Raw genomic sequence first — 20,488 nt, 5'->3', positions numbered from 1 at the left:
GACTCAGCGCGCAGTGAGCCGTCGGGCTTGAACCGGTACCTTTGATTGCTGTGCAGATCCGCAAACACCGTTCTGATAAAGACGGTGGATTGCGGATTGAACAGATCAGATCAAATGGCTAGTCCGGGTGTTCAGCGCCCGGCCGCTTTGGAAACAGGATGCCTTCCTTGACTTGCGTCCCCGGTCTTACGCCATGACCCCAAGGCAGATTCCACTGCGCTTCGGCGGAAACCCCAAGCAAGCCTCGCAACTCCTCCATCTTGCCCGGCATCACAGGATGCAAGAGATTGCTGATGCTGCAGAGCGCTTCTAACAGCGTATAGAGCACCGTATCCAGCTGGTCCGACGCGTTGGAATCCTTTGCCAGTGCCCATGGCGCGCTGCTCGCAACGTAGCCGTTCAGGTGTTTGACGAAATCCATTACCTGTTCCACCGCGCGACTCAGTTTCATTTCTTCCACTAGCGCCAGAACGATGCCGGGCAGTTCGTTCGACCAGTCGATGATCGCTTCCTCGCGCGCTTCATAGGCCTTCGGCGCAGGCACCGTGCCGCCGCGATATTTCATCGCCATGGCCAGCGTGCGTGCGGCCAGATTGCCCAGGTCGTCGGCGAGATCCCGATTCAGGCGTTGTTCGATCACTGCGTTACTAACGATTCCGTCGAAGCCGAAGCTGACCTCCCGGATTAGCGTGTAGCGCAGCGTATCGACACCGTAGGTATCGGCGGCCTCCAGCGGATCGACGCCATTGCCGAGCGACTTGCTCATCTTGCGACCATCGGAACCGAGCAGGTGCCCGGAAACATGCAAACGCTGATACGGCGCGATTCCTAACGCATGGGTCATGCTCAACCAGAAGAGCGTGTGCGTGCGCAGGATGTCCTTGCCGATCACATGCCGCACCGACGGCCAGTAATCAGCGAAGGCAGGCTGGTCGGGATAACCCAGCGGCGAAACGTAGCTGAGGAGCGCGTCGAACCATACGTACGTAACATGTCCGGCATCCCACGGAATCGGGATGCCCCAGTCGAGACGATCCACGGGACGCGAAATACTCAGGTCACCTATCGGCTGTTCCAGCAGCTTCAATATCTCGTTGCGGTATTGCACGGGCTGAATCAGGTCTGGCGTGTCCAGCAACAGCTGACGCATCCATTCGCGATGCGCTTCCATGCGGAAGAAATAATTGGGTTCGCGCCGCAACACAGGCGGTTCCTTGTCTTCAGGAAGTTTGCCATCCACCAGTTCCTTCTCAGTGACAAAGCGCTCCTGACCGATCGAATAAAGCCCCTCGTAGTCCGCCAGGTAGATATCCCCGGCATTGAAGAGCCGTGTCAGGCAATCGGACACCACCCTGGCGTGCGCGGGGTTCGTGGTGCGAACGAACATGTCGGGCTTGACTGCCAGGCGCCGCCACGCTTCCTTGAAGCTCTGTGCGTGGCGTTCCACAAACACTTGTGGCGCCTCGTTGGCCTGTAGGGCGGCCCTGGCGATCTTCTCGCCGTGCTCGTCAGCGCCCGTTAGCAGCAGGACCTGGTGACCGGCAGCACGCAGGTAGCGGGCCATGATGTCAGCATGCACGCTGGCGTAAGCATGGCCCAGATGCGGCCGATCGTTTACGTAGTAAATCGGCGTGGTGATGTATCGGTATGACATTGCCGCTCCAAAAAAGAAAAGGGACGCCTGCGGCGTCCCTTTTTCAGAAGCAAAAAAGCCCTCAGCGCCTGGGGGGAGAACCTGCCAGGGGCATACGCATCGAACGAAGGAGGACTTGGCTAGCTTGCATTGTGTTGGGGTTAAATTCAACGAAGAATCGGCGGATTCATCCGCGATGGATGAATCCTGCCAGCTAACTTAATGGTTGTCTAGCGCCGGGCGCGTCGATTGTTGCTTGCACTTGCATGGCGCATGCAGTCTCCCTAAACCGTCCTCAACATCCCACCGTCGACAAAGTAGGTCGACCCGACGCTGTAGCTAGCCTTGTCGGAACAAAGAAACACAATAAAGTTGGCCAACTCTTCCGGAGACGCAAACCTGCGGATAGGCGCGTGCTCATCCGCGACCTGCTGCAGATGTCCCTCCCAATCGCCGCCTGAATCCTGCGTCAACTGCCTGGCGGTCTTGATCCAGTCGGGTGTGAGCACGAGCCCCGGGTTAATCGTATTCACGCGGATGTTGTCCTGTATGAATTCGTTCGCCATATTCTTCGACAACATCATCAACGCCGCTTTCGTCACGTTATAGATCGGCTCGTAGCCGAGCGGCTGTGTTGCGCAAATCGATGCGTTGTTCAGGATCGTGCCGCCGCCGCGTGCTTTCATCAAAGGTACGAGGCCGCGTGCGATGCGCACTGCAGCCATCACATGAAGGTCCCAGTACGCGAGCCACTTTTCGTCGGGTGCGTTCATGATCGTTTCGTTGCTGCCCGTGCCCGCGTTATTGAAGACAATATCCGCGCCACCGAAATTTTCCTTCGCGGCGGCAACCAGTTTGTCGACGCCTGCCGAAGTCGACACGTCGCAAGCGACCGGCACAGCGGTCACGCCGAACTTCGTTGCGATGCCTGCTGCGGCAGCGGACAGGCGCTCCTCGTTGCGCGCCGCGAGCAGAAGATGCGTGCCTTCTGCTGCGAACGCCTCTGCCACAGCCAGCCCGATACCCACGCTGGCTCCCGTCAATACGGCCACCTTACCGCGTAAATTCAGATCCATTTCGTTGTCTCCATTTTTGATAGTCCAGGCTCGACGCTTAAGGCTGCTTTGGCGTCATTGACCTCACCACTGTGCTTGCGCAGAGCTGCGTTGTAAAGGCCTTCGCCTGTTGCGAATGTGCATGTCTGGCTCGCCGGATACGCATGAAGGTGATAGCTGGTAGAGTCGCAAATACCGGCTTTGGAGGTATTTACGCCATGCGCATTTCTGTGCTCGCTCTTGAAGGGCTCTTCGATACGGGGCTCACTGTCATGCTCGACGCGTTCGGGCTCGCCAACAAATTCTCGGCCACGCAACTAGGTGGCACACCGCGTTTCGATGTATCGATCGTAGGCGTGCGCAAGCGGGTTCGGTCCGCACAAGGGCTGACGATCCCTGTGCAACCCGTAACGGCAGGTTTGAAACCGGACTGGGTAGTTGTTCCGGCATTGAGCACTGGCACGCCTGAGCAGCTGGTTCCCGCTCTCACGAGACCGGATGTGGTTCAGGCCAAAGCGCAACTGCTGAAATGGCATGCCGAAGGAGCGCTGATCGCCGCGTCCTGTATCGGAACATTTCTTGTGGCGGAAACCGGACTTCTCGATCAGCAGGAAGCGACGACGACGTGGTGGCTCGGCCCACTGTTTCGACAACGCTACCCCAACGTGTCGCTCGACGAGTCTCGCATGCTGGTACCGTCGGATGTAGGTGTGACAGCCGGCGCGGCTTTAGGACATCTCGATCTCGCCCTCTGGCTGATACGGCGCGCGAGCCCCGAGTTGGCCACGCTCGTCTCGCGTTACCTGCTGGCTGATATACGCTCCTCGCAGGCGCCGTACATCATTCCCAATCACCTCGCGCAGGCAGATCCGCTGATTCAACGCTTCGAACAGTGGTCGCGGAAAAATCTTCGCTCGGGCTTTTCGCTGCAGGAAGCCGCCAGCGCACTCGCGACGAGCACGCGCTCGCTGCAGCGCCGTTGTCAGGAGGTGCTTGGCAAATCGCCGCTTGCCTACTTCCAGGACCTGCGAGTCGAGCACGCACAATCGCTTCTGCGCGGGGGACGCCTCGACCTCGAAGCGATCGCAAGCGAAGTCGGCTACGGCGATGGTGCGACATTGCGTACGCTGCTGCGCCAACGTCTGGGACGGGGTGTGCGCGACCTCCGTTCCGACCTGCTCTGACACGCGGATGCGCCTGGCGCGAATGGCTCTAAAGTTGGCGTTTGTGACTGTGTGAGTTCTAGGGTTCAGAGACTAGACTCGATCGCGCTGTTTGCAGCAATGAACACGCAGTCTCTGTCAATGAACGTTGAACCAGGAGTTATCCATGAAAGTTTTTGCCATCGCATCCGCCAAGCCGACCCTCACACCGGAGAAGCTCCAGCAGCATATGCCAAACGAAGTTCCGGCCACACTCAAGCTCTATCTCGACGGCAAGGTCGAGCAGTTCTGGTTTCGTGAGAAGGGCGGTCCGATCTTTCTGATGAACGTCGAATCGGTCGAGCAAGCCAAGGCGACGCTCGATACGTTGCCGCTCGTGGCTGACGGCGTCATGAGCTACGAACTGTTGCCAGTCGGCCCGCTGGCCCCGCTTGGCATGCTGATCCAGAACAAGTGAAGTCAGTGAAGTCATAAGCCGTGAGCGTATGGCGATCCGTTTGACGTGTCGGATCTCGTTGAAGAACCGTTCGATGAGATTTCACCGATGATGGATCGCCTGCAGCTCAAGCATCCGTAGCCGAATCAAGATGTGCATCACGAAGGAGTACGAAGATGGACGACGCAGCAGAGATCACCCGGCATTACGAGCGCGAGAGCCTGGTCGAGCACCTTCGCTCGGCTATGGCCAAAAGCGGACTCGGCGAGAAACAACTCTCTGCGCGAGATCTTGCTCAACTTGACCAGTTTCATTCGCGCGGCCTCGCGGCCACGGTAGAACTGGCGAAGGCCCTGCCGATCACCGAGGCGACCCGTGTTGTCGATATCGGATCTGGGCTGGGCGGCCCGTCGCGCTATCTGGCGGAAACTTATGGCTGCACGGTGCACGGCGTCGACCTCAGTCAGTCGTTCGTCGAGGCTGCTACGTTTCTGGCCGAGCGTTCGGGTCTCGGAGGCAAGGTCACGTATCAGCGCGGCAACGCGCTCTCGCTGCCGTTCCCCGCCAACGCTTTCGATCTCGCGTGGACGCAGCACGTTGCCATGAACATTAGCGACCGCGCTGCGCTTTACGGTGAAACATGCCGCGTTTTACGTTCTGGCGGCCATTTCGCCATCTTCGATGTCATCGCTGCATCCAACGAACCCCTGCATTTCCCTGTGCCGTGGGCGAGCGTGCCTGAGTCAAGCTTCCTGGTGACGGCGGACGAGATGCGCACTGTTCTCGCTAAGGAGGGGTTCCGCATCACGTCCTGGACCGACTGCACGGAAGCCGGGATCAGCTGGTTTCTGGAGCGCGAAGCCGAACGCAAGCAGTCTTCGACGCCACCCTTGCTTGCACTCGGCGCTGTGATGGGCCCCGAGTTCGGGCAAGCGACCGTCAACCTTCGCCGCAATCTGAGCGAGGGACGTGCGGCGCTTATCCAGGCTATCTGCGAAAAGGTCTGAGGATGCTTGAGCCAGAAGGTGCGACAATGTTTTGCGACTTCCATGTAGTCGATGCACTCTGCCGCGTTGTTCATCCCGTGCCGACGGTCGCCACGAACCCCACTCTGGAGGCTTCCGATCCATGTCGCTCATCAATTACATCACGCAGATCCAGTTCGATTTCGGCGCGATTGCGAAACTGCCTGACGAATGCACACGGATCGGCATCAAACGTCCTCTGATCGTCACCGACGCGGGCGTGAAAGCCGCGGGCCTCATCGACAAGGTGCTCGTTGCTCTTCGAGCGGATAACGAACCCTCCATCTTTCTGGACACCCCTCCGAACCCCAACGAGCGGGCTGTGCGGGCCGCTGTCGCGATGTACAAGGAGAATCAGTGCGATGGCGTCATCGCGGTAGGAGGGGGCAGTTCGATCGATCTGGCCAAGGGCGTCGCAGTGTGCGCGACCCACGAAGGGCCTTTGCGCCAGTTCGCGCTTATCGAAGGTGGCTTGCAGCGCATCACAGCGGCTACGGCGCCGGTTATCGCACTCCCAACGACTGCCGGCACCGGCAGCGAAGTGGGGCGTGGCGCCATCCTGATTCTCGATGACGGCCGCAAGCTCGGCATTATTTCCCCCTACGTCGTGCCCCGTTCCGCAATCTGCGATCCGCAACTCACGTTAGGGTTGCCCCCGCAACTCACCGCAGCAACGGGAATGGATGCGATTGCCCATTGCATCGAGACCTTCCTGTCGCCCGCATTTAACCCGCCTGCCGATGGCATCGCCCTCGACGGACTCTGGCGCGCATGGCGTCACATCGAGATTGCAACGCGTGACGGCAGCAACGTCACCGCACGTCTGAACATGATGAGCGCTTCATTGCAGGGAGCGCTTGCCTTCCAGAAAGGGCTGGGATGTGTCCATAGCCTGAGCCACTCGCTGGGCGGCATCAATCCGAAACTGCATCACGGAACGTTGAACGCGATCTTTCTTCCCGCCGTGATCCGCTTTAATCGCGAGGCCGCTACAGTCCAGGACGAAGGAAAAATGGTGCGGTTAGCGGGCGCAATGGGGCTGGAATCGCCAGCGAACGTAGAAAGCGCGATTGAGCGCATGACGGCCGACCTGGGGCTGCCGACTCGTTTGTCGACGCTTGGGGTCGAGCGCGAGCAGTTCGACAGGATTATCGAAGGCGCACTCGCCGATCATAGTCACAAGACCAATCCGCGCGAGGCAAGCCCTGCGGACTATCGGGCCATGCTCGAAGAGTCGTTCCAGGGGTTCTAAAGAAGAAGGTGCGCCGGCACGACTGCTTGCTGGTAGCCGTATCGGCGCGTCCTTATCAGTGGTTATGGCGCGATTCGCCGCGCGTTTCCAGGATGTTGAGATACAGCGTTGCCGGCTCGAGGCATGCGCCGCTCGCCTGCTGACCTACCATGCTGCGATAGATCTCTTCCCACGGCGTTTTGTTCTGCAGAACAGGCGCTTTCCACTGGGCGCGGCGTGCTGCCAGTTCGCTCTCCGGGATCATCACGTCGACCTTGCGCGAGTTCAGGTCGATGCGGACCCGATCGCCGGTTTGCAGCAACGCAAGCCCGCCGCCGACTGCCGCTTCCGGCGAAACGTTGAGAATCGAAGGCGTGGCCGAGGTACCGCTTTGACGGCCGTCGCCGAGAGTCGGCAGCGTGTCGACGCCTTGCTTGAGCAACGCCGCAGGCGGCTGCATGTTGACCACTTCGGCACCGCCCGGATAACCGACCGGCCCGCAGTTGCGAATCACGAGGATAGAGCGCTCGTCGACGCCCAGTTGCGGATCTTCGATGCGCGCGTGGTAGTCCTCCGGCCCTTCGAATACGATCGCTTTCCCTTCGAACACATCGGGATGCTCAGGATCGGCGAGGAAGCGTTTGCGGAACGCCTGGTCGATCACGCTGATTTTCATCACGGCGCTGTCGAACAGATTGCCGGACATCACCACGTAACCCGCTGCTTCCTTGAGCGGCTGCTGGTAGCTGCGGATCACTTCGCGATCGGGCTCGACGACTTCCGCGAGATCCTCGGCAAGCGTGCGGCCGGAAACCGTACGTACGTCGCCGTTCAGCTTGCCCGCGTTGAGCAGCTCGCGCATCACGGCGGGGACGCCACCTGCGCGATGGAATGCTTCGCCCAGAAAGCGGCCGGCCGGCTGGCAATCGACCAGCAGCGGAACGTCTGGTCCCAGTCGTTGCCAGTCGTCGAGCGAATGTTCGACGCCCATGTGCCGGGCGATCGCGACCATATGGATCGGACAGTTTGACGATGCACCAAGTGCGGCGGCGGCCACCACCGCGTTTTCGAAAGCCTCTTTGGTCATGACATCCGACGGGCGCAGATTCTCCGCGACCATCTCGACGATGCGTTTGCCCGTGCGATACGCCATCCAGCCGCGCTCGCGATGTGGCGCCGGAATCGCCGCGCAGCCCGGCAGCGACATACCCAATGCTTCGGCGAGCGAGTTCATCGACAGGGCGGTGCCCATCGTATTGCAATGGCCGACGGAGGGTGCCGACGAGGACACCATGTTCATGAATTCCTCGTAGTCGATCTCTCCGCCGGCGAGGCGCTTGCGCGCGTCCCAGATGACCGTGCCGGAACCTGCGAGCTTGCCGTGCCACCAGCCGTCGAGCATCGGGCCGCCCGAGAGCACGATGGCCGGGATATTCACGGTCGCCGCCGCCATCAGGCACGCCGGCGTGGTTTTGTCGCAACCGGTGGTGAGGACGACACCGTCGATGGGATAGCCGTGCAGGATTTCGACGAGGCCGAGGTACGCCAGATTGCGGTCGAGCGCGGCAGTGGGGCGCTTGCCCGTCTCCTGAATCGGATGGACCGGAAACTCAAGGGGGATGCCGCCGGCGTCACGAATGCCGTCGCGCACACGGGTCGCCAGCTCGAGATGGTGGCGGTTACATGGCGCAAGGTCCGACCCTGTCTGCGCAATCCCGATGATCGGTTTGCCCGACTGCAGCTCCTCTCGGGTAATCCCGTAGTTCATGTAGCGCTCGAGATACAGCGCCGTCATGCCCGGATCGGCGGGATCGTCGAACCAGCGGCGGCTGCGCAGGCGTGACGGTGAACCATTCTGAGGACTGTCGGGGGATGAGTGGTTTGACATGCTGTTATTCCGTTCGGCTTGTGGAGGCTTGTGGATATAGGCGCCCTCTGAGCAGCGCAACCGCCATACGGGAAGGCGAATTGCCATTCTAGAGCGCATTGGGCCCGGAGCGCATCGGGCCGGGCCGTGTCTTTCGGAAAACCCTGGGAATCACGTGGACGGCCGGGTCGGTCTGTCATAGCAGGTATGAACCCAACTGCATAGCTCGTCATGGCTCCTTGTCCGATACTGGTCTCAAGCGCCGAGACGTGACGGCGCAATGAAACGCGTTAAACCAACCGGAGGAATTCGACATGAGCAATCGTATCGCGATCGTAACTGGGGCCAGCCGTGGGGTCGGACGGGCAACTGCAATTCGCCTCGCTAAAGACTTTGGCGGCCTTGTGTTGGTGGCCCGCAGCACGGAGTTGCTGGAAGAGACTGCCGAGGCGGTGCGCGCCGCCGGGGCCGAACCGCTGCCGCTGGGCGCGGACCTGCGCATACCGGCCGCCGCGAAGGAAACCGTCGATCAGACGCTGGCGAAGTTCGGGCGTATCGATGCGGTGGTGAATATCGCCGGCGCGGTTCCTCAGATCGATGTGCTCGACATGACGGACGAGCAGTGGGACGACGGTTTTGCGCTGAAATTGCATGGCGCGCGGCGGCTCGCGGTTCACGCGTGGGAGTCGCTCAAGAAGTCGGAAGGCTCGGTCATTTTCACATCGGGAAATTCGGCCCAGGCCCCGAAGTCGGGTTACGGCGCGGTTGGGACAGTCAACGCGGCGATCGTCGCGATGGCCAAGGCCTTCGCAGATCGCGGCATTGCGGACGGCGTGCAGGTGAATAGTGTGCTGCCCGGCCCGGTGATGACCAATCGTCGCCGTACGTATATGGAAAAGTACGCGCCGGCTCACGGTATGACGCTGGAAGAAGCGCTCGAGAAGTTTCCGGCGCAAGTCGGCATCACGCGTTACGGCAATCCTGAGGACATCGCGGAATTGATGGCGTTCGTGCTGTCGCCAGCGGGCCGCTGGATGGTGGGCTCGGCGTTGCGGATGGATGGCGGCGAAATCAAAGGCGTTTGAGGTTCAGACGGCTGGCGGAGTTCGGGTAACGGAGGCAGTCATGGAATTGCGAGCAAAGCAGTATTTCGACGAGCGTGCGACTCAGGAAATGAAAGAGAACCTGAAGCCGCAGGACCGGACGATTCAGGAGAGGTTGGCGTACGCCTGTCGCATCCTCGCGATGACGGGTCAGGAAGCGGGACTGGCCGGGCAGATCACGGCTCGTTCGGACAAGCCGAAATGCTACTGGACGCTGCGTTTCGGCTTGGGCTTCGATGAAGCGACGCCCGACGATTTCATCGAGGTCGATGCCGATCTGAACACGATCAGCGGCAAGGGAATGGCCAATCCCGCGACGCGTTTTCATCTGTGGGTCTACGAAGCGCGGCCGCAGACGAATGCGATCATCCATACGCATTCGCCTTATGTGTCCGCGTTGGTCGCAGCGCGTCAGCCGCTGGTGATCGCGCAGATGGACATGACCCCCTTGCATAATGACTGCGCGTTTTTGGCCGACTGGCCCGGTGTACCGATCGCCGATCAGGAAGGGGTGATCATTTCGAAGGCGCTCGGCGACAAGCGTTGCATTCTGCTGGCTCATCATGGCCAGCTCACGACGGGTGCGTACGTCGAAGAGGCTACGTATCTCGCTGTGTACCTGGAGCGGGCAGCTCGCATGCAAGTGCGCGCGCGCGTGTTTGGCCCGATTACGCCGGTACCCGACGACCTTGCAGCCGAGGCACACGATTATCTGCTGAAGCCATCGATCGTGAAGGGCACGTTCGATTACTGGTGCCGTCAGGCGGACCGGGTGTGAGCGGGTGGTTTCATTAGGCGTGGCATAGTGCCGGCAGGAGAAGCGCGAATCGCTTAAAGGTTGCGGCGCCGTTCAGCCGCACGCAATGCCAGGAAGACCGAATGAAAGCCAACGTCGATCACCAGGTGCGCCTGTTTGTTGAGATCGCTAACAGCAAGTCGCTGTCCGCTGCGGCCGAGGCGCTATCGCTGACGCAATCGGGTCTGAGCCGGCAGCTTTCGAGCCTCGAGAGCTACATCGGTCAGCCGCTCTTCGTGCGGCACGGGCGTGGCGTGGAGCCCACCGAGGCCGGACAGAAACTGCTGGAGGCTGCATCCTCGGCGTATCAGCTGGTCGATAGCACGTTGGTACAGTTGCGCGACCAGCACGGCGTGACCGCCGGCAGCCTGAACGTCGCCACCATTCATACGCTGAGCTACTACTTCATGGCCGAGGTGGTGGCGCGATTCATGGCGCAGCGGCCTAAAGCGAACGTCGCATTGCTCGGACGCAGCTCGCCCGGCGTGGTCGAACTGGTCGAGGCGGGCCGCGCGGAGATCGGCTTCGTCTACGATTCAGCGGTCGCCTCCGACGAGCTGGAAATCACTCCGCTGTTCGAGGAGGAAATGAGTTTCGTGGTGCACGAGAATTCGCGGTTTGCGACACTCGCCAGTGTCTCGTTGAACGAAGAGACCCCTCCGCTGGTCGTCTTTCCCGCGGGCTATGCGTTGCGCCGCATGCTGCATAGCCGGGCTTTCAATGCCACTGTCGCGGCTGAAGTCGAAACGGTGGATGCGATGCTCAAACTCGTTTCGCTGACCAACGGTCAATGCATCTTGCCCAGTCTGATTCCTGAAAAGCTGCTGCGCGAATACGAACTCAAACGTATTCCGATCGAGGAGCCTGTGATGCGCCGGCGTATCGTCGCCATTACCCGGCGCGGCCGGCCGCTTTCGGCGATGACCTCGCTGATTCTCGAGATTGCCCGCGCAAGCGCACCCACAGCGTAGCGCGCGGCGCACTGTGACGTCGACGACCAGATTGCGCTATCTTATGGAGAGCGCTGCATAGTGCATCAGGTGTGTTCCGTTTCAGTGATCAATCGAGACTCTCGTCGCCCGGAGGCGTCACCATGAATACCGTTTTGGATGAGCAGGCAACCCGGGACCTGATCGCTCGGCTTTACGATGCGTTTTCGCGCAGGAGCGTCGAGTTATTGCGTCAGGTGGTCGCTGCCGATTGGGAGTACATTCCCGAGCCTGCAGGTGCCCAGCCGGGACCGGATCAGATGACCACGGTCTTCGCAAGGATCGACAGCGCGTTGCCCGACATGTCGATTCAGCTGCTGGACGTGCTCATTCATGGCGATCGCGTTGCCGTCCGGGCGGAAGTGAGCGGCACGCAGTCAGGCAAGCTGCTCGGTATCGAGGCAACCGCAAAGCCAGTGAAATTTGCGATTCATTCCTTTCATGAAATCCGCGATGGCCTGGTCGCCAAGACCTGGCATATCGAAGACTGGCTTTCGGTATTCAGGCAGCTCGGTGCATTTCCTCAGGGCGTTCCGGGCGGTTGAGCCGTATTGACACCTTGGGCGCGGGCGATGTCTCGAGATTGACGCCGGAATTTTGCTGCACCTGCACCTTCAAACCGTCGCTGCTTCGGCTATCAGTCCGTTTGGAAGAATTAATACTCGCAGTGCGCGCCCGAACGCTAAACTGGGTTGAGTAGTCGAAGCTTAGCCGAGCAGTTGAGTGAAAACGATCTCAAGGAGAAAGCGCATGTCGACTGAAACGAAGTGCCCGTTCAACCACACCGCTGGTGGCGGCACGTCGAACCGAGACTGGTGGCCCAATCAGCTAAGCCTGAAGATCCTGCACCAGCATTCGTCCCTGTCCGATCCCATGGACAAGGACTTCAACTACGCTGAAGCGTTCAAGAGTCTCGATCTGGCGGCCGTCAAGAAAGATCTTCTCGCGGTAATGACCGATTCAAAGGACTGGTGGCCGGCGGACTTCGGCCATTACGGACCTTTGTTTATCCGCATGGCATGGCATAGCGCAGGCACCTACCGCATTGCCGACGGCCGTGGCGGTGCCGGCGGTGGTCAGCAGCGCTTTGCGCCGCTCAATAGCTGGCCTGACAACGTGAGCCTCGACAAGGCGCGCAGGCTGATCTGGCCGGTCAAGCAGAAATATGGCAAAAAAATCTCCTGGGCCGACCTCATTGTCCTGACGGGCAACGTCGCGCTGGAGTCGATGGGATTCAAGACGTTCGGCTTCGCCGGTGGCCGCGAGGACTCGTGGGAACCGGATGACGACATCTATTGGGGCACTGAGACCAAGTGGCTCGACGACAAGCGCTATACCGGCGACCGCGACCTCGAAAACCCGCTTGGCGCCGTTCAGATGGGCCTGATTTACGTCAATCCGGAAGGCCCGAACGGCAACCCCGATCCGCTCAAGGCCGCCCGCGATATTCGCGAGACGTTTGCCCGCATGGCCATGAACGACGAAGAGACGGTGGCGCTAATCGCAGGCGGCCATACGTTCGGTAAAACCCACGGTGCAGGCGATGCGACGCTTGTGGGCCCCGAGCCGGAAGCGGCCCCGCTCGAGCAGCAGGGGTTTGGCTGGAAGAGCGCCTACGGCAACGGCAAGGGCCGTGACGCTATCACCAGCGGTCTGGAAGTCACCTGGACCACTACGCCGACGAAGTGGAGCAACGACTTCTTTACGCATCTGTTCGGCTACGAATGGGAATTGACGAAGAGCCCGGCCGGTGCGCATCAATGGAAGCCGAAGGGCGATGCAGGCGCGGGTACGGTGCCCGATCCGCAGGACCCGTCAAAGCCGCGTGCGCCGTCCATGCTGACCACGGACCTCGCGCTGCGTTTCGATCCGGCTTACGAGAAAATTTCACGGCGCTTTTTCGAAAATCCGGACCAGTTGGCCGACGCGTTTGCGCGAGCCTGGTTCAAGCTGACGCACCGCGACATGGGGCCGCTCGCACGTTATCTCGGTCCGGAAGTGCCGAAAGAAGAGCTGCTCTGGCAAGACCCTGTGCCTGCGGTCAATCATCCCTTGATCGATGAGCAGGACATCGCCGCGCTCAAGAGCAAGATCCTCGCTTCAGGGCTGCCGGTGTCGCAACTGGTTTCGACGGCCTGGGCATCGGCGTCGACGTTCCGCGGCTCGGACAAGCGTGGCGGTGCAAATGGTGCTCGAATCCGTCTCGCGCCGCAGAAAGACTGGGAAGTCAATCAGCCGGCTCAACTGGCGACGGTGCTCGAAACACTCGAGGGTATCCAGCGCGAGTTCAACGGCGCACACGCGGGTGGCAAGCAGGTTTCGCTCGCCGACCTGATCGTGCTGGCCGGTTGTGCCGGCGTCGAAAAGGCGGCGAAGAATGCCGGCCATGACGTGAAGGTTCCGTTTTCACCGGGCCGCACGGATGCGTCACAGGCGCAAACCGATGTGGATGCTTTCGCGGTGCTCGAACCGCTTGCCGATGGTTTCCGCAACTATCTGAAGGGCAAATACACGGTCACAGCCGAAGCGCTGCTGGTGGACAAGGCGCAATTGCTGAAGCTGACCGCGCCGGAACTGACGGTGCTTCTCGGCGGGATGCGTGTTCTGAACACCAACTTCGGTCAGACCCAACATGGTGTCTTCACGAAGCGTCCGGAAGCGCTGACCAACGACTTCTTCGTCAATCTGCTCGATATGGGCACGGAGTGGAAGCCAGTATCGGACGCTAACGATGTGTTCGAAGGTCGTGATCGTGCAACGGGTGCGCTCAAGTGGACCGGTACACGTGTCGATCTGATCTTCGGCTCACACTCGCAGCTTCGGGCTTTCTCCGAAGTCTATGGGAGCGCGGACGCGCAGGAGAAGTTTGTTCATGACTTTGTCGCGGTCTGGAACAAGGTGATGAACAGTGACCGCTTTGATCTTGCTTGAGCCTGGCGGTCAGGTTTTAAAGTTCTTAAGCTGAAGTGTGAAGCGGCCGGTCGCTGTGACCGGCCGCTTTTTTTTGCGCGGCAACGCGGCCCTGTCAGAGCACGTCCTTCGCTTGCATCAATTCAACACGCGTCGATACACCGCTAAGCGCGATCAGGTGAATCATCTCGGTTACGGTTGTGCAGCAATCGGCCAGAATCTTCACGGAATACTTCTCCGCTGCCTTCGAGATCGACGTGTGCGTGACGCAATTCTGCGTCATCATTCCGCAGATCAGAAGTTCTTCGGCATCCAGTCGCGTCAACGTTTCCTCGAGTGTCGTGCGGTGGAACGCGTCAGCAAAAGACTTGATGACGACAGGTGCATCCGGCGCGGCTGCGAGTATGCGTGGATGAATTTCGACGCCTGGCGTCGCTTCGTTGAAGAACGGTGCAGTACCCTTGGTCTTGTCAGCAACGTGCTGGATCAGAACGACCGGAATGTCCTTCGCCTGGGCCTGCGCGATCGCAGTTTCGGTTTTGGCCAGAGTGGCGTCGGCGTTCCATAGCGGGAATTTGCCTTCAGGGAAGTAATCGTTCTGCAGGTCGATGACGATCAACGCTTGTTTGGACACGATGGGCTCCAGGTGAGGTCGGAATAGATGCATTCTTCGCCATCCGGCCTTTCAACGGAAGTGGCCGTCATGACAATATCCGGTAAGATCGGGCCATTGCGGGTTCGTCGTCAGGTGCATCCATGTCCCAACCTATCATCGCCGTCGTGGCGTTCGACAGGATCAGTCCGTTTCACCTCTCCGTACCTTGTGTTGTGTTCGGTGAGCCTCATCCGGGCCTGCCACCTGTCAAATTCAAGGTTTGCGCAGCCGAGCCCGGTGCTATCAATACGACGGCTGGCTTTTCCCTCGGCGTAAGTCACGGTTTGTCCGCTTTAAGGACGGCGGATACGATCATCGTTCCGACGTGGCGTGACATCGAGGAACGGCCGCCAGAACCGCTTCTTAAGGCGTTGGTCGCTGCACAGCGACGAGGTGCACAGATTGTCGGCCTCTGTCTCGGCGCTTATGTGCTGGCGGAAGCGGGACTGCTGGACGGACGTCGCGCTACGACGCATTGGGCGTATGCGCGCGATTTCGCGCAACGCTACCCCATGGTCACGGTGAACGCCGATGTGCTGTATGTGGAGGACGGCAACGTGCTGACTTCCGCGGGCACTGCTGCGGGCATCGACTGCTGTCTGCACATGGTGCGCCAGCGTTACGGGACCGAGTCTGCCAACAGCCTCGCGCGACGCCTCGTCGTGCCGCCGCATCGTCAGGGCGGCCAGGCGCAATTCGTCGAGCAGCCTATGCCGGCAACCGCGAGAGAATCGCGGCTGTCAGGGCTGATCGATCGGGTACGCGGTACGCTGGACGAAGCGCACACGTTGGACAGCCTCGCCGGCGAGGCATTGATGACTCGCCGTACCTTCACCCGGCAATTCCGGCAACTGACCGGCATGACAGTCGGTGAGTGGCTGCTGAACGAGAGACTGGCCTTGACGCAGCGATTGCTGGAGACCAGCGATCACTCAGTGGACGCGATTGCGGTGCTTGCCGGTTTCGGATCGCCGGAGTCGCTGCGGCTTCACTTCAGGCGAGCGTTTAGTGTCTCGCCAACGGTGTGGCGGCAGAGTTTCAAGGGTCAGGACGCTACTGCTTGACCCTGCTCGCAGAATTCGTCGATCAACAGCGTGGACCTGTGCTCGAGGGTGCTGATTGCCATCAGCGGATCGATCTTGACTCGAGGAATGGTCAGTTCGGGGCCGATTGGCGCGCCTTTTTCGCTATCGCCATCAATGCGCTCGATCAGCGCCCGACAAATCCACTGCACGCCGAGTTCATCCGGTACCACGTCAACATTTACTCGAAAGCCACGATGTTCCAACGCCACGACAACCTCCAGACACACAACGAAATTTAGATCACTCGAACGACAACGCGACGAGAGTGGGGAAATGCTAGCACGGGTCCCACGATCTCTTCAGCCAAGTCGGCAATCAAACGTGATCAGTTCCGTTACAGATGAAATAGTGCGGCCTGGCTTACGCCCTTTTTCCCTCGTTCGGGACAGGAACCTAACGTTGTGCGGGTTGCGTTGGCGTGCGGTAGAGCCAGAGCGCGATAACGATCGCGAGCAGCAACAGCGCGCTGGCCATTGCAACGACGCCGTGCCATCCACGCAGATTCCAGAACACCCCGCCGAGCGATCCGACCACGCTCGACCCCAGGTAGTACGCAAACAGATACAGCGACGATGCCTGTGCCTTGCTGACCTGCGCTCGCGCGCCGACCCACGCACTGGCAATCGAGTGCGTGCCAAAGAAACCGATCGTCAAAACGGTGATTCCGAGGATGATGAGCCAGAGCTGGTTCGACAGCGTCATGGCCGTTCCCGCGAGCATCAGTATCAGCGTGGCGGGCAACACAGTCCGCCTTCCGAGCTTGCCGGAGAGACTACCCACCCAGGCCGAGCTGACGATACCGAACAGATACACCGCGAAAATCAGGCCGATCTTCGTCTGGCTCAACGAGAACGGAGCGGCAATCAGGCGATAGCCGACGTAGTTGTACACGGTGACGAAGCTGCCCATCAGCAGGAAGCCTTCGACGAACAGCAACGGCAGAACGCCATCGCGCAGGTGAGTGCCAAAGGCTCTTGCGAGAGGCGCAAGGCGGAGTTCCCGCTTCTCGAAGTGGCGCGAGGGCGGCAGGAAGCGCCACAGAATGGCGGCACTCAGTATGCCCAGCACGCCGATCACCAGCACCGCGGAACGCCATCCCCAGACATCGGTTATGACGCCGGTCAACAGACGGCCGGCCATGCCACCCAGGCCGGTCCCGCCGACATACAGCCCCATCGCATGACCGAGTGAACGCGGATGCATCTCCTCGCCGACATAAGCCATTGCGACCGCCGGCAGGCCGCTGAGCGCGACCCCCATCAGTGCGCGCATGACGAGGAAAGTCGGCCAGTGCGGCACCGCGGCGCAGACGACGGTGAGCACCGCCGAGAGCATCAGCGAGGCGACCATGATCGGCTTACGGCCCCATGCCTCCGACAGCGCGCCTGCCACGAGCATGGTGACCGCGAGCAGCCCAGTGGTCAGCGAAAGGGAGAGGCTCGCGCCTGCAGCGCTGACATGAAAGTCTGCGGAGAAGAGCGGCATCAGCGGCTGCACGCAGTACAGCAGGGCGAAAGTCGCGAAGCCGGCTGCGAACAGGGCGAAATTGGTTTGCCAGAACGCCGGCGTGCCGTGCTCGATTTTGCCGGCTGGCCCGCGGGTAAGAGGCGCCTCGCCCGTGGCCACCGTCGCGGCCATCGTATTGGGCGTCAGCAGATTGACGTTGTTCTTTCCCATGATTCCAGTAACTCCATGTGCCATTTCCTTAAGACTGAATAATGACGCCGGCTCGTTCCATAGTCCAATATCGATTCAACTGGAATTGATACATAATCGATATCATGGATCTCCGCCGCATTCGCTATTTCATCGTGCTGTCCGAAGAGTTGCATTTCGGGCGGGCAGCGCAACGCCTGAACATCGCGCAGCCTCCGCTGAGCCAGCAGATCCGCGTATTGGAGGACGAACTAGGTGCGCGCCTGTTTGACCGCAGCAACCGGCGCGTGGAATTGACGGCCGCCGGCAAGGCGCTGTTGCCCGAGGCGCGCGCACTCGTGGCGCAGGCGGAGCGCACGGGTGAGGTGGCGCGGCGGGCCCAGCTGGGCGAACTCGGTGAGCTGCGCGTCGGCTTTACCGGTTCGGCTGCCTTCGGCTCGGTCATCCCAAAGTTGATCTTCGAATTCCGCCGCCGCCTGCCGGAGGTGCACTTACGGCTTGAAGAACTGACCACTCAGCAGCAGTTGACGGCGATGCTGGAGCGGCGGCTGGAGGTGGCGTTTGTGCGCGGCATGACATCGCCGGATTTGCCGTCGTCGCTGCAAGTCACGCGTCTTTTCGAGGATGCGCTCGTGGTCGTATTGCCCGCGCAGCATCCGCTCGCCGCGCGGGAGAGTGCGCTTTCCATCGAAGCCCTGAAGGACGAGGGCTTCGTGATGTATCCGCGCGAGCGTGGCACAGGGGTGTACGACCAGATCATCGCGTTGTGTCAGCAAGCGGGGTTCGCGCCGCGGCTTGCCCAGGAGGCACGGGAGTCGGCCACCATCGTGGCGTTGGTGGCGGCCGGGCTCGGGGTGGCGATCGTGCCGGCCTCTCTGAGCAGCATCAATGTGGACGGCGTGGCATACCGGCCGCTACGTGGGAAAGCCGCGCGCTCCGCCATGTGGATGGTGCTGCGCGCCGGCAAGCTGTCGCCGCAGGAGGCGTTGTTCATGACGCTGGCGCGGGAGTTGGGGACGCGGTAGGGCTTGTCAGTTTCCCTCAATCAACCGCGCTGCCAGATCGGGGCTGAATACCCCCGCTTTCAAAGTCGGTCCAACGCCGCAAGGCCCGTCGGAATCGCCAGGGTTCTTGATCCAGGCAAGCAGGATCTGACCTGTTGTGTCGCCGGTCGGCTCGCCCAGTTTCGCGCCGGCCGGATTGCACCACTGGCCATTTGAACCGTTGCCGTTGCGACTGGTGTCGATCACAACTGGCTTCGTATAGCCGAATCTGCTCCCCAAAACGCCATTCACTGCGTTCGCATACGCGATCGATTCCTGAGTCGGGTAGAAATTCGACACGTTCAATGCAAACCCCTTCGCCTCGCCGATGCCTGCATCGTGCAGACGGTTCGCCATGACATCCGCGGCAGTCCAGTGAGCATTGCCGGCGTCAAGGTAGATGTCGGCTGCCGGTGCGTTGAGCCGCAAGCGCGATACCGCATAGCTCAGCAGGTTCAGGCGGGCGTCCTGTGCGTCGGTCGTCTTCAGGCAGTCGAACTGCGCCAGAGAATCCGGTTCGACAACAACGACCGCCTGGTTCTTGCCTATGCCTTGCGAGAACGCGTCGATCCATGCGCGATAGGCGTCGGCATCCGCGGCTCCGCCCGCAGACGCGCCGCCGCAGTCGCGGTTGGGAATGTTATAGGCGACGAGGATTGGCACCTGATGTGCCGCGTCGGCGGCAGCCACGAACTGACTTACTGCCGCATGAACGTCCTTGTTCCAGCTACCGAACCATTGGGCGGTAGGCACGTGTGTGATCGACTCGGTGATTTTTGCCGCGCGCGGATCGTCCGCATGATTGCGAGCCCATACGGCCGGCTGGGAGTTGGGATCGACGTAGAACGAACCGGCGGCCCACGTCTGTCCCATGACGAACAGGGTGGCCAACGCCATACCAAGGACTTGCGCGAAGCGTTTTTTCATTTTTAATCGCAGAGAGGTGGCAGCGGGCGGCGACCGCCGCGGACAGCGAACCGCACCAGAACTCTGAATCCTACCAACTCCGCAGGTTCCCGCGTGCCCGCGCAGCAAGTTGGACACCTCATTGCGAGGAGGTGTCCAACTTGCGCAAGCACAGGATCATCTTCCTGAGGATACAGCGTAACGTGCCCTTCTATGACGAAGCAACCTTCAGCAGCACCGGATCGTTGCGATAGAGATCCGGGAACATCTTCTTCAGATCGGTGACCTTGGGCAAATCGTTGATGGCGATATACGGGTAGTCGGGATGCAGCACGAGGAAGTTCTGGTGATAGTTTTCCGCAGGGTAAAAGCCCTTGAAGTTCTCCACGCGCGTGACCACCGGCTGCGAAAACACATGCGCCTTGTCGAGTTGCGCTATATATGCCTGCGCGACGATACGTTGCTCCGGATTGACCGGAAACACGGCGGAACGATACTGCGTGCCGTGGTCTGGGCCCTGGTAATCCAGTTCGGTCGGGTTATGTGCAACCGAGAAGAAAATCTGCAGCAGCCGGCCGTAGGTAATCTGCGTCGGGTCGTAGGTGATCTGCACTGATTCAGCGTGACCGGTGTCGCCGCCGCTAACGGTTTCGTATTGCGCGGTGCTGGCCGCGCCGCCGCTATAGCCTGCCGCGACCTGTTTCACCCCGCGCACATGTTCGAACACCCCTTGCACACCCCAGAAGCAGCCGCCTGCGAACACCGCGGTTTCGCTATGGGTCGCGGTGACTTTCTCGTCCTGCGCGGGCGGCGGGACCTGGGTTGCCGCTTCCGCGGAGTTTGCTACGCGCTGCACGGCGACTGCGCCGAGGACGAGCGCTGCAACGCCTGCCAGCTTCGCGAACGATGCACGCTTCACTAACGGAGATGACGAA

19 protein-coding genes are annotated in these 20,488 nt (G+C 60.6%); 11 read left to right on the top strand and 8 right to left on the bottom strand.

Annotation, left to right across the window (positions count from 1 at the left end):
* Positions 1 to 118: 118 nt before the first annotated feature.
* The gene (gene metG / locus P3T17_RS06745) at positions 119 to 1,654 is read right to left on the bottom strand and encodes a methionine--tRNA ligase (protein WP_429405625.1); all 1,536 of its coding nucleotides are present in this window, start codon (positions 1,652 to 1,654) and stop codon (positions 119 to 121) included.
* A gap of 263 nt (positions 1,655 to 1,917) precedes the next feature.
* Entirely contained in the window at positions 1,918 to 2,709 is a 792-nt protein-coding gene (locus P3T17_RS06740) for an SDR family NAD(P)-dependent oxidoreductase (protein ID WP_429289244.1), read from the bottom strand.
* 197 nt (positions 2,710 to 2,906) lie between these two features.
* Between P3T17_RS06740 and P3T17_RS06735 the strand changes: the two genes are divergently transcribed.
* The 4 genes from P3T17_RS06735 to P3T17_RS06720 all read left to right on the top strand — a co-directional run bounded on the left by P3T17_RS06735 (position 2,907) and on the right by P3T17_RS06720 (position 6,564).
* A complete protein-coding gene (locus tag P3T17_RS06735; RefSeq protein ID WP_429405623.1) occupies positions 2,907 to 3,872 on the top strand; it encodes a GlxA family transcriptional regulator in 966 nt (321 codons plus the stop codon).
* A gap of 145 nt (positions 3,873 to 4,017) precedes the next feature.
* A complete protein-coding gene (locus tag P3T17_RS06730; protein WP_074266485.1) occupies positions 4,018 to 4,308 on the top strand; it encodes a hypothetical protein in 291 nt (96 codons plus the stop codon).
* A 155-nt stretch (positions 4,309 to 4,463) separates the two neighbouring features.
* On the top strand, positions 4,464 to 5,294 hold the full coding sequence (locus P3T17_RS06725) for a class I SAM-dependent methyltransferase (protein WP_429405621.1): 831 nt from the start codon (positions 4,464 to 4,466) through the stop codon (positions 5,292 to 5,294).
* A gap of 121 nt (positions 5,295 to 5,415) precedes the next feature.
* Entirely contained in the window at positions 5,416 to 6,564 is a 1,149-nt protein-coding gene (locus tag P3T17_RS06720) for an iron-containing alcohol dehydrogenase (protein ID WP_429405620.1), read from the top strand.
* Positions 6,565 to 6,619: 55 nt separating this feature from the next.
* Here P3T17_RS06720 and P3T17_RS06715 read toward each other — a convergent pair whose 3' ends face one another.
* A complete protein-coding gene (locus P3T17_RS06715) occupies positions 6,620 to 8,431 on the bottom strand; it encodes an IlvD/Edd family dehydratase (protein WP_429405618.1) in 1,812 nt (603 codons plus the stop codon).
* Positions 8,432 to 8,724: 293 nt separating this feature from the next.
* On the opposite strand from P3T17_RS06715, the gene P3T17_RS06710 reads away from it, so the two are divergent.
* From P3T17_RS06710 to katG, 5 genes are all read left to right on the top strand, one after another.
* Positions 8,725 to 9,495 carry an SDR family oxidoreductase gene (locus P3T17_RS06710; protein ID WP_429405616.1) on the top strand — a complete coding sequence of 257 codons (771 nt, stop codon included), beginning with the start codon at positions 8,725 to 8,727 and terminating at the stop codon, positions 9,493 to 9,495.
* Between the two features lie 40 nt (positions 9,496 to 9,535).
* On the top strand, positions 9,536 to 10,291 hold the full coding sequence (locus P3T17_RS06705; RefSeq protein WP_429405613.1) for an aldolase: 756 nt from the start codon (positions 9,536 to 9,538) through the stop codon (positions 10,289 to 10,291).
* A gap of 101 nt (positions 10,292 to 10,392) precedes the next feature.
* Positions 10,393 to 11,280 (top strand): LysR family transcriptional regulator, encoded by an 888-nt coding sequence (locus P3T17_RS06700; protein WP_429289251.1) that lies wholly within the window; start codon positions 10,393 to 10,395, stop codon positions 11,278 to 11,280.
* Positions 11,281 to 11,402: 122 nt separating this feature from the next.
* On the top strand, positions 11,403 to 11,843 hold the full coding sequence (locus P3T17_RS06695) for an ester cyclase (RefSeq protein ID WP_429405612.1): 441 nt from the start codon (positions 11,403 to 11,405) through the stop codon (positions 11,841 to 11,843).
* Between the two features lie 205 nt (positions 11,844 to 12,048).
* Positions 12,049 to 14,229, top strand: coding sequence for a catalase/peroxidase HPI (gene katG / locus P3T17_RS06690; protein WP_429405610.1), 2,181 nt, complete (start codon positions 12,049 to 12,051; stop codon positions 14,227 to 14,229).
* Positions 14,230 to 14,323: 94 nt separating this feature from the next.
* On the opposite strand, the gene P3T17_RS06685 is transcribed toward katG, so the two are convergent.
* Positions 14,324 to 14,842 carry a cysteine hydrolase family protein gene (locus P3T17_RS06685; RefSeq protein ID WP_429405609.1) on the bottom strand — a complete coding sequence of 173 codons (519 nt, stop codon included), beginning with the start codon at positions 14,840 to 14,842 and terminating at the stop codon, positions 14,324 to 14,326.
* Positions 14,843 to 14,964: 122 nt separating this feature from the next.
* Between P3T17_RS06685 and P3T17_RS06680 the strand changes: the two genes are divergently transcribed.
* Complete coding sequence (locus P3T17_RS06680; RefSeq protein WP_429405608.1) at positions 14,965 to 15,927, top strand: helix-turn-helix domain-containing protein; 963 nt, start codon at positions 14,965 to 14,967, stop codon at positions 15,925 to 15,927.
* On the opposite strand, the gene P3T17_RS06675 is transcribed toward P3T17_RS06680, so the two are convergent.
* Together P3T17_RS06675 and P3T17_RS06670 are read right to left on the bottom strand one after the other, a co-directional pair.
* The gene (locus P3T17_RS06675; protein ID WP_429405607.1) at positions 15,909 to 16,157 is read right to left on the bottom strand and encodes a hypothetical protein; all 249 of its coding nucleotides are present in this window, start codon (positions 16,155 to 16,157) and stop codon (positions 15,909 to 15,911) included. The two genes, P3T17_RS06680 and P3T17_RS06675, sit on opposite strands and share 19 nt — an antisense overlap.
* 184 nt (positions 16,158 to 16,341) lie before the next feature.
* Complete coding sequence (locus P3T17_RS06670) at positions 16,342 to 17,625, bottom strand: MFS transporter (protein WP_429405606.1); 1,284 nt, start codon at positions 17,623 to 17,625, stop codon at positions 16,342 to 16,344.
* A 104-nt stretch (positions 17,626 to 17,729) separates the two neighbouring features.
* Here P3T17_RS06670 and P3T17_RS06665 point away from each other — a divergent pair, with 104 nt between their 5' ends.
* Positions 17,730 to 18,629: a LysR substrate-binding domain-containing protein gene (locus P3T17_RS06665; protein WP_074266474.1), complete on the top strand. Its 900-nt coding sequence runs from the start codon at positions 17,730 to 17,732 to the stop codon at positions 18,627 to 18,629.
* 6 nt (positions 18,630 to 18,635) lie between these two features.
* On the opposite strand, the gene P3T17_RS06660 is transcribed toward P3T17_RS06665, so the two are convergent.
* A complete protein-coding gene (locus P3T17_RS06660) occupies positions 18,636 to 19,574 on the bottom strand; it encodes a glycoside hydrolase family 6 protein (protein WP_429405604.1) in 939 nt (312 codons plus the stop codon).
* A 190-nt stretch (positions 19,575 to 19,764) separates the two neighbouring features.
* A complete protein-coding gene (gene msrA / locus P3T17_RS06655) occupies positions 19,765 to 20,472 on the bottom strand; it encodes a peptide-methionine (S)-S-oxide reductase MsrA (RefSeq protein WP_429289303.1) in 708 nt (235 codons plus the stop codon).
* Positions 20,473 to 20,488 lie beyond the last annotated feature (16 nt).

Origin of the sequence: Paraburkholderia sp. GAS82 (genome assembly GCF_050436285.1) — a bacterium.
Taxonomy (GTDB): domain Bacteria; phylum Pseudomonadota; class Gammaproteobacteria; order Burkholderiales; family Burkholderiaceae; genus Paraburkholderia; species Paraburkholderia phenazinium_B.
The sequence above is the reverse complement of the archived record's forward strand: the minus strand, read 5'-3'. Positions and strand labels throughout refer to the sequence as shown.

What these genes read in the sequence shown, in the direction of transcription:
- P3T17_RS06725 (WP_429405621.1), top strand. Translation starts at nt 4,464, where the DNA reads ATGGACGACGCAGCAGAGATCACCCGGCATTACGAGCGCGAGAGCCTG.
- P3T17_RS06705 (WP_429405613.1), top strand. Translation starts at nt 9,536, where the DNA reads ATGGAATTGCGAGCAAAGCAGTATTTCGACGAGCGTGCGACTCAGGAA.
- P3T17_RS06670 (WP_429405606.1), bottom strand. Translation starts at nt 17,625, where the DNA reads ATGGGAAAGAACAACGTCAATCTGCTGACGCCCAATACGATGGCCGCG.
- P3T17_RS06695 (WP_429405612.1), top strand. Translation starts at nt 11,403, where the DNA reads ATGAATACCGTTTTGGATGAGCAGGCAACCCGGGACCTGATCGCTCGG.
- P3T17_RS06720 (WP_429405620.1), top strand. Translation starts at nt 5,416, where the DNA reads ATGTCGCTCATCAATTACATCACGCAGATCCAGTTCGATTTCGGCGCG.
- katG (WP_429405610.1), top strand. Translation starts at nt 12,049, where the DNA reads ATGTCGACTGAAACGAAGTGCCCGTTCAACCACACCGCTGGTGGCGGC.
- P3T17_RS06730 (WP_074266485.1), top strand. Translation starts at nt 4,018, where the DNA reads ATGAAAGTTTTTGCCATCGCATCCGCCAAGCCGACCCTCACACCGGAG.
- P3T17_RS06660 (WP_429405604.1), bottom strand. Translation starts at nt 19,574, where the DNA reads ATGAAAAAACGCTTCGCGCAAGTCCTTGGTATGGCGTTGGCCACCCTG.
- metG (WP_429405625.1), bottom strand. Translation starts at nt 1,654, where the DNA reads ATGTCATACCGATACATCACCACGCCGATTTACTACGTAAACGATCGG.
- P3T17_RS06715 (WP_429405618.1), bottom strand. Translation starts at nt 8,431, where the DNA reads ATGTCAAACCACTCATCCCCCGACAGTCCTCAGAATGGTTCACCGTCA.
- P3T17_RS06740 (WP_429289244.1), bottom strand. Translation starts at nt 2,709, where the DNA reads ATGGATCTGAATTTACGCGGTAAGGTGGCCGTATTGACGGGAGCCAGC.
- P3T17_RS06710 (WP_429405616.1), top strand. Translation starts at nt 8,725, where the DNA reads ATGAGCAATCGTATCGCGATCGTAACTGGGGCCAGCCGTGGGGTCGGA.
- P3T17_RS06665 (WP_074266474.1), top strand. Translation starts at nt 17,730, where the DNA reads ATGGATCTCCGCCGCATTCGCTATTTCATCGTGCTGTCCGAAGAGTTG.
- P3T17_RS06700 (WP_429289251.1), top strand. Translation starts at nt 10,393, where the DNA reads ATGAAAGCCAACGTCGATCACCAGGTGCGCCTGTTTGTTGAGATCGCT.
- P3T17_RS06680 (WP_429405608.1), top strand. Translation starts at nt 14,965, where the DNA reads ATGTCCCAACCTATCATCGCCGTCGTGGCGTTCGACAGGATCAGTCCG.
- P3T17_RS06735 (WP_429405623.1), top strand. Translation starts at nt 2,907, where the DNA reads ATGCGCATTTCTGTGCTCGCTCTTGAAGGGCTCTTCGATACGGGGCTC.